This is a genomic window from Bradyrhizobium ivorense (genome assembly GCF_900696085.1).
Taxonomy (GTDB): domain Bacteria; phylum Pseudomonadota; class Alphaproteobacteria; order Rhizobiales; family Xanthobacteraceae; genus Bradyrhizobium; species Bradyrhizobium ivorense.
Map to the genome: position 1 here is coordinate 1 of NZ_CAADFC020000029.1, position 13,264 is coordinate 13,264.

The 13,264-nt window shown below is 65.1% G+C and carries 12 protein-coding genes; 7 read left to right on the forward strand and 5 right to left on the reverse strand.

What is annotated here, in order from left to right; translation table 11 throughout:
• The coding region (locus CI41S_RS34975) for an IS110 family transposase (RefSeq protein WP_139863579.1) at positions 1 to 412 on the reverse strand (412 nt) is incomplete at its 3' end.
• 464 nt (positions 413 to 876) lie between these two features.
• Between CI41S_RS34975 and CI41S_RS34980 the strand changes: the two genes are divergently transcribed.
• Positions 877 to 1,740, forward strand: coding sequence for an alpha/beta hydrolase (locus CI41S_RS34980; protein WP_172628312.1), 864 nt, complete (start codon positions 877 to 879; stop codon positions 1,738 to 1,740).
• Between the two features lie 45 nt (positions 1,741 to 1,785).
• On the opposite strand, the gene CI41S_RS34985 is transcribed toward CI41S_RS34980, so the two are convergent.
• Positions 1,786 to 2,340, reverse strand: a complete 555-nt coding sequence (locus CI41S_RS34985; RefSeq protein ID WP_139863580.1) for a DUF308 domain-containing protein — start codon at positions 2,338 to 2,340, stop codon at positions 1,786 to 1,788.
• Positions 2,341 to 2,502: 162 nt separating this feature from the next.
• On the opposite strand from CI41S_RS34985, the gene CI41S_RS34990 reads away from it, so the two are divergent.
• The gene (locus CI41S_RS34990) at positions 2,503 to 3,090 is read left to right on the forward strand and encodes a TetR/AcrR family transcriptional regulator (RefSeq protein WP_139863581.1); all 588 of its coding nucleotides are present in this window, start codon (positions 2,503 to 2,505) and stop codon (positions 3,088 to 3,090) included.
• Between the two features lie 94 nt (positions 3,091 to 3,184).
• Here CI41S_RS34990 and CI41S_RS34995 read toward each other — a convergent pair whose 3' ends face one another.
• Positions 3,185 to 5,446 carry a fused MFS/spermidine synthase gene (locus CI41S_RS34995; protein ID WP_139863582.1) on the reverse strand — a complete coding sequence of 754 codons (2,262 nt, stop codon included), beginning with the start codon at positions 5,444 to 5,446 and terminating at the stop codon, positions 3,185 to 3,187.
• Positions 5,447 to 5,676: 230 nt separating this feature from the next.
• Between CI41S_RS34995 and CI41S_RS35000 the strand changes: the two genes are divergently transcribed.
• Complete coding sequence (locus tag CI41S_RS35000; RefSeq protein ID WP_139863583.1) at positions 5,677 to 7,278, forward strand: phytoene desaturase family protein; 1,602 nt, start codon at positions 5,677 to 5,679, stop codon at positions 7,276 to 7,278.
• Positions 7,279 to 7,635: 357 nt separating this feature from the next.
• Here the strand turns inward: CI41S_RS35000 and CI41S_RS35005 are convergent, their stop codons facing one another.
• Positions 7,636 to 7,800 carry a Flp family type IVb pilin gene (locus tag CI41S_RS35005; RefSeq protein WP_139480104.1) on the reverse strand — a complete coding sequence of 55 codons (165 nt, stop codon included), beginning with the start codon at positions 7,798 to 7,800 and terminating at the stop codon, positions 7,636 to 7,638.
• 180 nt (positions 7,801 to 7,980) lie between these two features.
• Between CI41S_RS35005 and CI41S_RS35010 the strand changes: the two genes are divergently transcribed.
• Both CI41S_RS35010 and CI41S_RS35015 read left to right on the forward strand, forming a co-directional pair.
• Positions 7,981 to 8,862 carry a 50S ribosomal protein L11 methyltransferase gene (locus CI41S_RS35010; protein ID WP_139863584.1) on the forward strand — a complete coding sequence of 294 codons (882 nt, stop codon included), beginning with the start codon at positions 7,981 to 7,983 and terminating at the stop codon, positions 8,860 to 8,862.
• Positions 8,859 to 9,365, forward strand: coding sequence for a hypothetical protein (locus CI41S_RS35015; RefSeq protein ID WP_139863585.1), 507 nt, complete (start codon positions 8,859 to 8,861; stop codon positions 9,363 to 9,365). Before CI41S_RS35010 ends, CI41S_RS35015 begins: the two co-directional genes overlap by 4 nt.
• A 7-nt stretch (positions 9,366 to 9,372) precedes the next feature.
• On the opposite strand, the gene CI41S_RS35020 is transcribed toward CI41S_RS35015, so the two are convergent.
• A complete protein-coding gene (locus tag CI41S_RS35020) occupies positions 9,373 to 9,555 on the reverse strand; it encodes a hypothetical protein (protein WP_139863586.1) in 183 nt (60 codons plus the stop codon).
• Between the two features lie 239 nt (positions 9,556 to 9,794).
• Between CI41S_RS35020 and CI41S_RS35025 the strand changes: the two genes are divergently transcribed.
• Positions 9,795 to 11,621 (forward strand): aminopeptidase P family protein, encoded by a 1,827-nt coding sequence (locus CI41S_RS35025; protein ID WP_139863587.1) that lies wholly within the window; start codon positions 9,795 to 9,797, stop codon positions 11,619 to 11,621.
• A 257-nt stretch (positions 11,622 to 11,878) separates the two neighbouring features.
• Positions 11,879 to 13,156, forward strand: coding sequence for a multidrug effflux MFS transporter (locus CI41S_RS35030; protein ID WP_139863588.1), 1,278 nt, complete (start codon positions 11,879 to 11,881; stop codon positions 13,154 to 13,156).
• Positions 13,157 to 13,264 lie beyond the last annotated feature (108 nt).

The window sequence follows — 13,264 nt, forward strand, 5'->3', positions numbered from 1 at the left end:
GGAGCTTGTTCTGGACCAGCTTGCGCGCCGTCAGCATTGCGCGGGTCTCCTGCGCGCTCATCGACTTGCAGTGGACCGGCCGGAACCAGCCGAGCCGGATCAATTGCGCGATATTGCGGGCATCGTTGCGGTCAGACTTCACCGGCATCGCCTTGAACGCGTCGCTCACATGGCGCGTCTCCAGAAGCTCGACCGCCAGACAGGCCTTCTTCATCGCCGCATAGAGCCATTGCGACAGCGGTCCGGCTTCAAGTCCGATCCTGGCCAGATCGAACCCGAGCGAGCGGAACCAGTCGATCAGCGCCTCCGGCTCGCTCGCCACCTTGGCCTCGCGAACGATCTTGCCGTTCGCATCGACAACGCACACGCTGGAGCATTCCAATGACACGTCGATTCCGGCATAATGGTCCATGGTCGTCTCTCCTCGATGCTTGGAGCGGGCTCAAGCCCCGACTCCGTTACACCATCAATGTGAGGGACGACCGCCCCCCTTCCAAGCAAGCCGCGCGACGCGCGCATCAAAACAGCGCCGTAGCTAGCGCGGCTTGCTTGGAAGGGAGGACCGCGGGCCCGTTACCCCATCTACACGCTGAGATGCACCTCGCCTCACTGCGTCGCCCGCTTGAACCAACGGGACGGTGCTCTCGCGGCTGCGCGACATGCGCTTCCGAACCCGCTTCACCGGTTTGTGACCCTTCCCGGCCCCCCGGCGGGTTCCGGGACCGGGGCTTGTCGTCGTGCCGTCATCCGATTGTAAAATTGGCCCGATATTTCGCCGGAACAGCGCCCGCTCGGCCTCTTTGGGCCGTTTCACGCGATGTGCCTGATGATGTCAGAGCCAGAGCGCAGCCACGTTACGCAGGATCAGGGGTCACAATGAAACGGGGCATCGTCGTCCTTTGTCTGTGTGCCGTGGCGATCGCGGCCTGCTTCTCGGCAGACCGCTGGGCCATCCGCCGCACCGAGATGACCTTCAACGACATCCTGCGCGAAGACCGCAACGTGACGGTCGAGGTCGCAGTGCGGCGCGACCGCGAGATGCAGGCGATGGCCGACATGATCGAGCTGCCGGTCGCGATCCTCAGTCACGGCAACACCGTCAAGCACACCGAGTACTCGTTCCTCACCAACGTTTTCGCCTCGCGCGGCTACCTCGTGGTCAGCATCCAGCACGATCTCGATACCGACGCGCCGATGGTGACCAAGGTCGGCGAGGAATATGTCGGCCGCCGCATGCAATATAACCGCGGCGCCTTCAACATCATGTGCGCGATCGATGAGCTGAAGAAGCGCTATCCCAACGCGGACTTTCGCCACCTGACCCTGATCGGCCATTCCAACGGCGGCGACATTTCGATGTTCTTCGCCAAGCAGCATCCCGAGCTGGTCAAGAAGGTGGTCACGCTGGATAATCTGCGCGTCCCCTTCATCACCGACGGCAAGATCAAGATCCTGTCGTTCCGCTCCAAGGATCCGCACTTCAAGGCCGACCCCGGCGTCGTCCCCGACGACGACACCGCCGCCAAGGCCGGCATCAAGGTGGTCAGGACCGAGTTTCAGCACAACGATCTCAGCGACCGCGGGTCCGACAGCGTCAAGTCGTCGATCCAGACCTCCGTGCAGCAATTCCTCGATGAGGATGAGCCGCCGTCGACGATCCCGCTCTTGGCCGCGGCGGCGCCGAGCCCGGCCAACGCAGCGCCGGGCTCGGTCGACTCGGCGCCGGCCGAGAAGAAGTAGCGGGCAATTGAAGCTGGCCGACGCCGCGTCGATGCGACGAGGCGCCTATGCGTGCGCGTTGCGATTGGCGGTCGCCGTGAGCCAGATCGCCGATAGCAGGAAGTAGAACGCGCCGAACCCCGCATAGGGCGCGATATCCAGGATCGTCGGCGCAACGCTGCCGATGGATTGGCTGATCATGTAGCCGCCGGCGAGAGCAGACTGCGCGCCGCTCAGGATCATCGCCCATTGCGCGCCGTAGCGGCGCCAGCGCCTTGCCCCCGTGGCGAGTTGCAGCAGCCCCGCGAGGATCGCCCAAACCCCGAACACCGCCAGCACGGCATAGGGGCTGTGGCCGACCGCCGCGATCACGGCGAGCGCCGTCACCGCGCTGACCACGACGTTCAAGGTCTGGGACGGATTGGCGATCACGCCGCCATTGACCCGGGCGTCAGCCAGATTGGCGACGGCGTCCCATGCCGGATAGATCACGAGCAGGAATGCGACGACGGCCGGCTGCCCGCGGAGCAGGACGGCCGCGGCAATCCAGGCGATCGAGAAAATGGCGCGTCCGAAATAGTAGCTTCGCAGCCAGCTGGCTGGGGAGGTTTGACTTTGCATTGACGGTTTCCCTATTGTGCCTATCTACTAGTAGGATGATATGATCGACCTACTAGTAGGAAGGCACAGGATCGGAGTCAATCCGGGCGTGAGACACGTCCGTGTGAGGACACCGCGGTGCAATCAGTTTCAGACAGGCCCGCCGCGAGACGGGGCGACGACGTGAGATCAATGAGTTCGACCGCAGACAAAATCCTCGACGTTGCGCAGTCCCTGATCGTCGCGGGAGGCTACAACGCGTTCAGCTATGCCGACATTTCGGACGCGATCGGCATCCGCAAGGCGAGCATTCACCATCACTTCCCGACCAAGGCCGAATTGGTCGCGGTGCTGGTCGATCGCTACCGGCAGCAGGCGGAGCTCGGGCTGAAGGCGCTCCAGGAGCAGTTCGCAAGCCCGGCCGACCAGCTGCAGTCGTATCTGAACTTCTGGCAGACCTGCATTCGCGATGCGTCACTGCCGTTCTGCGTCTGCGCGATGCTCGCCGGCGAGATGCCGATGTTGCCGGCGGAAGTTGCATCACGCGTGCAGGCGTATTTCCATATGCTCGCGCGATGGCTCGCCGCAGTGCTGCAGGCCGGCGCGGAGCAGCGCTTGTTCCGGTTGGACGAGCGACCGGAAGACGAGGCCCAAATGCTGATGGCCTCCGTTCACGGTGCGATGCTCTCTGCGCGGGCGTTCAACGATCCCGACCTGTTCGTTACAATCGTCAACGCCCAGATTGCGAAGCTGCTGGTGGAGGATCGCTAGAGCGTGTTCGAGCGAAAGTCTGTTCTGGGCTTCATCCGGATCGGATGCGGATTTGCGTGAAGAAAACGCGTCAAACTAGAAATCCAACGCAGCTCTACTGCTCGCCGTCGCGCAGGCGGCGCCAGACCGCGCCGAGCACGTTCGAATAATCGTCGGTCCAGACCCGCTGCTTCTCGTTGGCCTCGGTCTCGGTCCAGACATCCGATGATGCGAGCGTGCCGACATCGGCCTCCTCGCGCGCCGAGACCACGACCGACGTCGAGAAGATGTATTCGTTGTCGCGGCCGGAATCCTCGCTGTAGACCCAGCTCTTCAAGTCGTTGGCATCGGCGATGCCGACCACGACGCTGGCAAGCTCGAGATGCCGGTTGGAGACGTGCATCACCACGGCGCCCTGCGGCGCCAGCTTCTCCTTGTAGATCGCCATCGCCTCCTCGGTCGCGAGGTGGATCGGGATCGCGTCCGACGAATAGGCGTCGACGATGATGAGATCGTAGACGCCGTCGGGCTCCTTGGCGAAGGTCAGCCGCGCATCGCCGATCACAGGCTTCAGATCCGGCTCGCAGTTCTGAATGTAGGTGAAGTATTTCGGGTCGCGCGCGGTGTCGACCATCGACTGGTCGATCTCGAAGAACTTCCAGTCCTCACCACGCTCTGACGCGCAGGTCAGCGTGCCCGAGCCGAGCCCGATCACCGCGACCTTCAGCGGCGCGCCCTTGCGCTCGCGGATCGCCGCGATCGCGCGGCCGATGCCGCCGTCCTTGTGATAGTAGGTGATCGGCTCCGGCCGCCCGGTCACCGGCGTGCCGTCGTCGTTCTTGAACTTCTCCGCGCCGTGGATCGTGGTGCCGTGCATCAGCACGTGATACTGCCCGTTCGGCGTCACCACGATCTTGTGCACGCCGAAGAAGCTGCGCACGGTTTCGACCCGGCCGTCGTCGGATGGGTAGGCGCGCAGCAGCACCAGCGCGACGATCACGGTGGCAAAGATCTTCCAGCGCGTCGCATTCAACGCAAGCGCCAGCAGTGCCGACAGCACGCCGACGGCACCGATCATCCGGACCCTGTGGTCATCGAGCCAGTTGAAGATCTCGCCGGCAAAATAGCTCGGCGCGAGCAGCGCCACCGCCAGCACGGCGAGGAACGGCCAGTACCATGCGCTCCAGCGCGGCAGCCGCTCGGTGCCGGTCGGGCGGCACAGCGCCGCCAGCGCCAGCAGGATCGGATATTCGGCGACCCAGGAGAAGCTGAACGGTGCGATCAATCCGGCAAACAGTCCGCCGACCATGCCGCCGAACGACAGCGCGACGTAGAAGCCGGTGAGATATTTTGCCGCGGGCCGCGTCCGCGCGAGCTCGCCATGGCAGGCCATCGCGATGATGAAGAAGCAGAGCTGGTGACCCCCGAGCGTCAAAAGCAGGTTCTGCTCGCCGCCGACCGCGAGCAGCACCACGACGCCCGCGATCGCCAGCGGCTGCGCCAACAGCATCCATTTGTGCGGCAGCAGCGGCCGCGACTGGAACACCAGCACCCAGGTCAACAGATACAACGACAGCGGCAGCACCCAGAGCAGCGGTGCGGCCGCGACGTCGGTCGAGATGTGCGCCGTCACCGCGATCAAAAGGCCCGACGGCACCGCGGCGAGGAAGATCCAGCGCGCGCGCAGCAGCCAGGACGGCGCCGGCGCGCTGGCATCGTCGGCCGGCATGTTGAGCGCGGCCGCATTGGCCGGCGCGCGCAGCAGCAGCAGGCCGCAGCCCGCGATCAGCACGATCAGCAAGCCATAGCCGCCGGTCCAGATCAGGTTCTGGCTGCGCAGGGTGAACACCGGCTCCAGCAGCACGGGGTAGGACAGCAGCGCGAGAAAGCTGCCAATGTTGGACGATGCGTAGAGGAAATACGGATCGGGGCCGTCGGGATGGCCGGTGCGCACGAACCAGGCCTGCAGCAGCGGATTGTTGGCGGCGAGCGCGAAGAACGGCAGCCCGATCGAGACCGCGAACAGGCCGAGCAGCCAGAACGCATAGCCGGACTGCGGCGGCTCGCCCCAGCCGCTCCTGATCGCCAGCGGCAGCGTCAGCAGCGCGATCACCAGCAGCACGAGATGCACCGCGACCGGAACGACGCGGCGCTTCAGCTTCATCAGGAGATGCGCATAGGCATAGCCGCCGAGCAGCAGCGACTGGAAGAACACCATCGCCACCGACCACACCGCCGGCGAGCCGCCGAGCCGCGGCAGCACCATCTTGGTGAACAGCGGCTGCACCGAGAATAGCAGCAATGCGCTGACGAAGATCGCGGCGGTGTAGACGACCAGCACCAGCCGGTTTCGCGAGGCGGACGGCTCAGAATTCATGAAAGCTCCGGCATGGACCCGGCGGGCGCCGGAAGGGAGGCCGGCGGCACCGCACCGGAGGGTTTGAGTTGAGCATATGGCACTATCGTGGGCAAGAAACCGCAATCACATGCACTTGACGAAGCGCCGCTGCGGCGCGACAGCACGCTGGATCATTTTGAGCATGATCTTTCGGAAACCGGTCTCCACTTTTCCGGATCATGCTCCAGTCAACGGTTCTTGAAGCGGACATGAACGAAACCGACGTCGTCATCATCGGTGCGGGGCATAACGGTCTCACCTGCGCGGCCTATCTCGCGATGGCCGGGCTGCGGGTCAAGGTTGTGGAACGCCGCAAGGTGGTCGGCGGCGCCGCCGTCACCGAAGAGTTCGTTCCGGGTTTTCGCAATTCGGTCGCCGCCTACACGGTGAGCCTGCTCAACCCGAAAATTGTTTCTGACCTGAAACTCGCCGAGCACGGCCTTACGATCGTCGAGCGCCGCGCGCAGAATTTTCTGCCGGCGCCGGATGGCAGCCACCTGCTCACCGGCGAAGGCCGCACCGCCGACTCGGTCGCAAAACTCAGCCAGCGCGACGCCGAAACCATCGGCGCGTTCTCACAGGAACTCGAAGCCATCGCCGACGTGCTGCGCCAATTCGTCCTGCGGGCGCCGCCGAACATCGTCGAGGGCTTTGGCCTCAGTGCGATGAGCGAAGCCTTCAACGCGCTCGGCACCGCCAACATCCTGCGGCGGCTGTCGCTCGAGCAGCAGCGCAATCTGCTCGACCTGTTCACGCGCTCGGCCGGCGAGATGCTTGACGAGCGGTTCGAGAGCGACCTCGTCAAGGCGCTGTTCGGCTTCGACGCCATCGTCGGCAATTATGCCAGCCCGTATGCGGCCGGCTCGGCCTATGTGATGCTGCACCACGCCTTCGGCGAGGTGAACGGCAAGAAGGGCGTCTGGGGCCACGCCATCGGCGGCATGGGCGCGATCACGCTGGCGATGGCGCAGGCCGCGCGCGGCCATGGCGCCGAGATCGCGACCGACGCCGCGGTGCGCGAGGTGATCGTCGAGAAGGACCGCGCGGTCGGCGTCGTGCTCGACAATGGCGAAACCATCCGCGCCAGATATGTCGCTTCGAACGTCAATCCAAAGCTGCTGTATACGCGGCTGGTGCCGGCCGGCGCGCTGGCGCGCGATTTCCTCACGCGCATCGCGCGCTGGCGCAACGGCTCCGGCACGTTCCGGATGAACGTCGCGCTCGCTGCCCTGCCCTCGTTCACCGCGCTATCGGGCGCAGGCGATCACCTCACCGCGGGCATTATCATTGCGCCGAGCCTCGGCTACATGGATCGCGCCTTTCGCGATGCCTGCGACCACGGCTGGAGCCGCGCGCCGGTGGTGGAAATGCTGATCCCCTCGACGCTCGACGACACGCTGAGCCCGCCCGGCCAGCATGTCGCCAGCCTGTTCTGCCAGCACGTCGCGCCGCAATTGCCGGACGGCAAATCCTGGGATGATCATCGCGAGGAGGTCGCCGACCTCATGATCGCAACCGTCGACCAATATGCGCCCGGTTTCGCCGGCTCGGTGCTCGGCCGCCAGATCCTGTCGCCGCTCGACCTCGAGCGGCAGTTCGGCCTGCTCGGCGGCGACATTTTTCACGGCGCGCTGACGCTGAACCAATTGTTCTCGGCGCGGCCGATGCTCGGCCATGCCGACTACCGCGGGCCCCTCAAGGGCCTCTATCATTGCGGTTCCGGCGCCCATCCCGGCGGCGGCGTCACCGGCGCCCCCGGCCACAACGCCGCCCGCGCCATCCTCGCCGACCACCGCGCGCTGTTCGCATAAAGCGCGATGAGATCGGGTTGAATCGACATCGCGCTTTAGCTCTTTGTTTTGAGCATGATCTTTCCGGAAAACCGCTTCACACTTTTCCGGATCATGCTTGAGCGGGGCGCGCCTCGCTGCAACCTGTGGAAAGCTGTGGGGACAAGCGGTGGATCGATCGTGGAAAGACCACGTAGCCCTTTCGGGACAATCGGTGGAAACCACGGTGGACCGGCTGTGGAGGACGCGCCGACAACCGCGCCACGATGCGCTGGATATCCGGTGGAATGAAATGGGGCCGGGCTGTGGACAACCGGCCAAAAAGAAAGCACCGGGCGAGATATCACCCGGTGCCTGAGAACGCCGTCAGCAGCTCAGTTACTTGAGCGAGCTGCTGATCGAGTTGAAGGTGCCGCTCAGCGAGCTACCGACGCCATTCACCGCAGCGATGATAGCGATCGCAATGCCGGTCGCGATCAGGCCGTATTCGATGGCCGTGGCGCCGGACTCATCCCGCAAAAATCTAACGATAAATGCCTTCATTGTAGTCCTGCCCTAAGTTGTGATGTCCTTGGAACTTCCAGCTCCATGGAACTCCGCGTTCCAGTTCCGTAATAGCCTGGAAAAATCTAAGGTTGATTGAATCGGGAACCTATCAATTCTCGCGATATTCGAATGAATCCGGCTTGAAATTTTAACAAAAACTGCGCTACCGGCCCTTCGATGACCCCCTCCACGCACCGCGCCAGCCTCACACTTCCGGACGAATCGACCGCAAAGCGGGTGGTCGACGTGCTTTCCGAGACGTTTTTCGAGGATCAGGCGGCCTTCGCCGCGTTCGAGCGGCCCGACGGCCGCTGGGACGTCACCGTTCATTTTGCCGAGGCGCCGGACCAGGAGCTGCTACGAGACCTCGTCGGACAGGTGCGGCAGGATGTCGCATCTACTTTAGTTTTCGACACCGTGGAGGCGAAGGACTGGGTCAAGGCCAGCCTGGACGACCTCGTCCCGGTCGCCGCCGGCCGCTTCGTCGTCCACGGCCAGCATGACCGCGAGAAGGTTCCGCCGAACAAGCTTGGCATCGAGATCGAGGCGGCACTCGCCTTCGGCACCGGTCATCACGGCACCACGCGCGGCTGCCTGCTGCTGCTTGACCATGTGCTGAAGGCCTATCAGCCGCGCCGTGTGCTCGACCTCGGCACCGGTACCGGGGTGTTAGCCATCGCCGCCGGCAAGGCACTGCATGGCCGCGTGCTGGCGAGCGACATCGATCCGCCGTCGGTCAAGGTTGCCGCAGAGAATGCCCACCTCAACGGCGCGGGACATCTGGTCGATGTGATACGCGCCACCGGCTTTGCCGCGCCGCGCTTTGCCGAGGACGGCCCGTTCGACCTGGTGCTCGCCAACATCCTCGCCAACCCGCTGCGGCAGCTGGCTGGGCCGATGACGCGGCACCTCGCCTCCTCGGGGCAGGTCATCCTGTCGGGCCTGTTGACCCACCAAGCGCCGGCGGTGATCGCCGCCTACCGCGCCCGCGGGCTGGTGCCGCTACGGCATCTCAGGATCGAGGGCTGGAGCAGCCTGCTGCTGCGTTTCGTGAAATGAATACTTCCGGCAGACAGTGCGGCGACTGCACGCTCTGCTGCAAGGTGATGGCGATCGAGGAACTGGCGAAGCCGGCCAACGCGTGGTGTCCGCACTGCAGGCCGGGACACGGCTGCCGGATTTACGCGGACCGGCCGGCGGAATGCCGGTCCTTCAGCTGCGTCTGGTTGGTCAATGAGCTGCTGGAAGAGCACTGGAAGCCCAGCAAGTCAAAGCTGGTGCTGACGACGTCGGAGGATGGCCTCGAGGTCCGCTGCGATCCCGGCTTTCCCGACGCGTGGCGCAAGGAGCCGTTCCGGAGCGAGCTGCAGGAATGGGCGCTATCCGGCGAAACGCTCGACATGACCGTCGTCGTCATCGTCGGCCAGCGCATGACGCTGGTGACCGCAGAGCGCGAGTTCGATCTCGGCATCGTCGGCCCCGACGAGCGGATCGTGCGCGAGCTCGAGGGCACCAAGGTGGTCAATGCGACGGTGGCGCGGGCGTCCGACCTGGAACAGTAACGCGCTTCTATTCGGGCGCTGCAGGATCGCGGCTGACCGCGACATCGTTCTGCTTCAGCTTGCGGCGGGTGCGCGCGTCGGCCAGACGGTCCAGGACCTGGAAGATCACACCGCGGGGCTTCGGTTCGACCGGCGGGTTCGGGCCGCGGGGCTCCGGCGGCGAAATCTTCTCAAACGTGAATGCAGGCATGGTGCATCTCCTCGCCGTTGAGTTGAGACACTCCTGGACACTCCCGGTACGCTTGACGAACGCGTGGACATCGTTCGATCGTTTCCACTATGCCACGATTCAAGCATAAGCTATGCCAAAAGTGTGGACATGCCGTCCGCATTGCGGACTTGTCCAGCGAACGTGGAGCATCGCGACGACTTGCGATCTCAGTGGCGCGTTGACGCGATGATGTTCAATTCGAAGAGAGTGCCAAGGCGATGTTCGAAGCCCATTTCCAGACGTTCGAGGAACCCGAGAGTGGCGTGGCGCTGACCGCGCGCCTGAGCGCGTTCCGCGCCGAGCTCGCGCGCCGCAAGCTGACGGGGTTCGTGATTCCGCGCGCCGATCAGCAGCAGAACGAATATGTCGCCCCGTCCGAGGAGCGCCTCGCCTGGCTGACCGGCTTCACCGGATCGGCCGGGCTCGCGATCGTGCTGACCAAAGAAGCCGCCGTCTTTGTCGACGGCCGCTACACGCTGCAAGCCGGCAAGCAGGTCGACCGCAAGGCCTGGCAGATCGAGCCGCTGGTCGATCCGCCGCCGGAGCACTGGCTGACGCGGCATCTTTCCGCCGGCGACCGCCTCGGATTTGATCCCTGGCTGCACACATCTTCGGCAGCGGAACGGCTGGCCGCCGCCTGCGCCAAGGCCGGCGCCGAACTGGTTGCGGTCGAGAGCAATCCGGTCGATGCGATCTGGAGCGAACGGCCGGCCCCGCCGCTCGGCCCGGTCACCATCCACGGCGCGCAATATTCCGGCGAGATCGAGGCGGAAAAGCTCAAGCGCATCCAGCTCGAGATCAACAAGCTCGGCGTCGATGCGCTGGTGCTGTCCGACAGCCACGCGGTGGCCTGGACCTTCAACATCCGCGGCGCCGACGTCTCGCATACGCCGCTGCCGCTGTCCTACGCGCTGGTGCCCAAGGATGGCCGGCCAAAGGTGTTCATCGATCACCGCAAGCTGTCGAATTCGACGCGCGACCATCTGCTGCAGTCCGCCGATGTCGAGGAGCCGGCGGCGCTGTCGCCGACGCTCACCGAGCTCGCCAAACGCGGCGCCTCGATCGCGCTCGATGGCGCGACCTCGGCGGATGCGCTCAGCCGCCTGATCGCAAGCGCCGGCGGCAAGCCGGTGCGCGGCAGCGATCCGGTCAGCCTCTTGAAGGCGGTGAAGAACAGCACCGAGATCGCGGGCACCCGCACCGCGCACCAGCGCGACGCGGTGGCGCTGACGCGCTTCCTCGCCTGGATCGATCGCGCGGCGCCGTCCGGCGGGCTCACCGAGATCGACGCCGTCGAGGCGCTGGAGACCTTCCGCCGCGAGACCGGGGCGTTGAAGGACGTCTCGTTCCCGACCATCGCCGGCACCGGGCCGAACGGCGCCATCGTGCATTACCGCGTCACCCGCAAGAGCAACCGCCGGATCGAACCCGGCGATCTCCTGCTGATCGATTCCGGCGCGCAATACCAGGACGGCACCACCGACGTCACCCGCACCATCGCGATCGGTACGCCGACCGCCGAGATGCGCGACCGCTTCACCCGCGTGCTGCGCGGCCATATCGCGATCGCGCGCGCGATCTTTCCCGACGGCACCACCGGCGCGCAGCTCGATACGCTGGCGCGACAATATCTGTGGGCCGCCGGCGTCGATTTCGAGCACGGCACCGGCCACGGCGTCGGTAGCTATCTCAGCGTCCATGAAGGGCCGGCGCGGATCTCGAAGCTCGGCACCACGCCGCTGAAGCGCGGCATGATCCTGTCCAACGAGCCCGGCTACTACAAGACCGATGCTTACGGGATCAGGATCGAGAACCTCGAGCTCGTGATCGGCACCGACATCGCCGGCGCCGAGAAGCCGGTCAACGCGTTCGAGACGCTGACGCTGGCGCCGATCGACCGCCGCCTGATCGAGGTCGGCATGCTCAGCGAAGGCGAGCTGGCGTGGCTCAACGACTACCACGCCCGCGTGAATCGCACGGTGCGGCCGCAGCTCGACGATGACGCGACCAAGCTGTGGCTCGATGAGGCGACCGCGAAGTTGTAGTAGCACACGTTCCACATATTCGGTGTCATCCCCCGCGAAGGCGGGGGATCCAGTACGCCGCGGCCTATCGGCTTAACAACGACTGCCTCTGGAATACTGGGTCCCCCGCTTTCGCGGAGGATGACGGCAGCGGTTGTTGCGCTAGGCGAAATATCACCCACGCGCTTCCCGGAATCGGCATGGGCGCATGCCGAAACACACGTATTCCGCGCGAACGAGATCGCTACAGTCGATTCACAATGCGGAAACGGACCTGAATGCACGGCGTGATGGGCAAGCCGCCCGGCGCGGCAAAGGACAACATCGCGACATCGAGGGTCATGCTGCTGATGCTCGTCGTGATGACGGGCGTGGCGCCGATCTCGCTCTACATGCTGGTTCCGGCGCTGCCGGTGCTCGCGACCGATTTCGGCCGCGACATCTCGATCGCGCAGATGACGGTGTCGCTCTACATGGTCGGCATCGCGCTGTCGCAGCTGATCATGGGGCCGCTGTCCGACAAGTTCGGCCGCCGCCCGGTGCTGCTCGCCGGCCTCGGCCTGATGGTCGTAGCCGGCATCGGCTCGGTGTTCGCGCAAACCCTGCCGCAGCTGATCGCCGCGCGCTTCTTCCAGGCGCTCGGCGGCGCCAGCGGCATGGTGATCAGCCGCGCCATCATCCGCGACCTCTATCCGCGCGAGCGGATCGGCCCCATGATCAGCCTGGTCGTCGCCGCGCTAATGATCGCGCAGATGCTGAGCCCGCTAACCGGCGGCCTCCTGGAGACCGCGTTCGGCTGGCATGCGATCCTCTATTTCATTACCGCGGCATCGCTGGCGGTCGCGATCTTCATCGCCGCGGCGCTGCCCGAAACCCGGCGCGACCGCACCGAGAGCTCCAGCTTTCGCGGCGATCTCGGCCGGCTGATGACGAGCCGCGCCTTCGTCGGCTACATGCTGTGCCAGGTGCTGGCCTCGCAGATCATCTTCGCCTTCGCCGGCGGCGGCCCCTACATCGTGGTGACCCAGATGGGCCGCAGCAGCGCCGAATACGGCGCGTGGTTCGCGTGCACCGGATTCGCCTATCTGGTCGGCAATCTGCTGTGCGTGCGGTTCGCGCCGCGGCATTCGCTGGAGAAACTGATCTGGTTCGGCCTCGCGCTGCAGCTCGGCGGCAGCTTCCTGAACCTGATCTGGAGCTTTGCCGGGCTGAACCAAACTCCGCTTTGGCTGTTCGGCACCCAGATGATCGTGATGGTCGCCAACGCCTTCGTGATGGCCAACTCTGCCGCGGGCGCCATCAGCGTCCGCCCCGAGGCCGCCGGCACCGCCTCCGGCGCGATGGGCTTTCTGCAGCAGGGTATCGGCGCGCTGATCTCGCAATTCGGCGCCTATCTCGGCGGCCACTCCACCTCGACGCTGCCGCTGATGGCGGCGATTTTCACGATCTCGCTCGCCTGCGCCGCGACCATGGTCTTCATCGTGCCACGGCGGAAGCTGGTGGTCAGCGAGGAGCTGATCGAGAAGGCGGAGGAGGAAGAGTCAGGAATGATGTGAGGTGAGCGGTCGTGCCGCAGCCTCCGCTCGTCATCCCCGCGCATGCGGGGATCCAGTACGCCGCGGCCCAACCGAATCTCGCTGACGTCTCTGGAATACTGGGTCCCC

What these genes read in the sequence shown, in the direction of transcription:
- CI41S_RS34995 (WP_139863582.1), bottom strand. Translation starts at nt 5,446, where the DNA reads ATGAATTCTGAGCCGTCCGCCTCGCGAAACCGGCTGGTGCTGGTCGTC.
- CI41S_RS34980 (WP_172628312.1), top strand. Translation starts at nt 877, where the DNA reads ATGAAACGGGGCATCGTCGTCCTTTGTCTGTGTGCCGTGGCGATCGCG.
- CI41S_RS35015 (WP_139863585.1), top strand. Translation starts at nt 8,859, where the DNA reads ATGAATACTTCCGGCAGACAGTGCGGCGACTGCACGCTCTGCTGCAAG.
- CI41S_RS35010 (WP_139863584.1), top strand. Translation starts at nt 7,981, where the DNA reads ATGACCCCCTCCACGCACCGCGCCAGCCTCACACTTCCGGACGAATCG.
- CI41S_RS35020 (WP_139863586.1), bottom strand. Translation starts at nt 9,555, where the DNA reads ATGCCTGCATTCACGTTTGAGAAGATTTCGCCGCCGGAGCCCCGCGGC.
- CI41S_RS35025 (WP_139863587.1), top strand. Translation starts at nt 9,795, where the DNA reads ATGTTCGAAGCCCATTTCCAGACGTTCGAGGAACCCGAGAGTGGCGTG.
- CI41S_RS35030 (WP_139863588.1), top strand. Translation starts at nt 11,879, where the DNA reads ATGCACGGCGTGATGGGCAAGCCGCCCGGCGCGGCAAAGGACAACATC.
- CI41S_RS35000 (WP_139863583.1), top strand. Translation starts at nt 5,677, where the DNA reads ATGAACGAAACCGACGTCGTCATCATCGGTGCGGGGCATAACGGTCTC.
- CI41S_RS34985 (WP_139863580.1), bottom strand. Translation starts at nt 2,340, where the DNA reads ATGCAAAGTCAAACCTCCCCAGCCAGCTGGCTGCGAAGCTACTATTTC.
- CI41S_RS35005 (WP_139480104.1), bottom strand. Translation starts at nt 7,800, where the DNA reads ATGAAGGCATTTATCGTTAGATTTTTGCGGGATGAGTCCGGCGCCACG.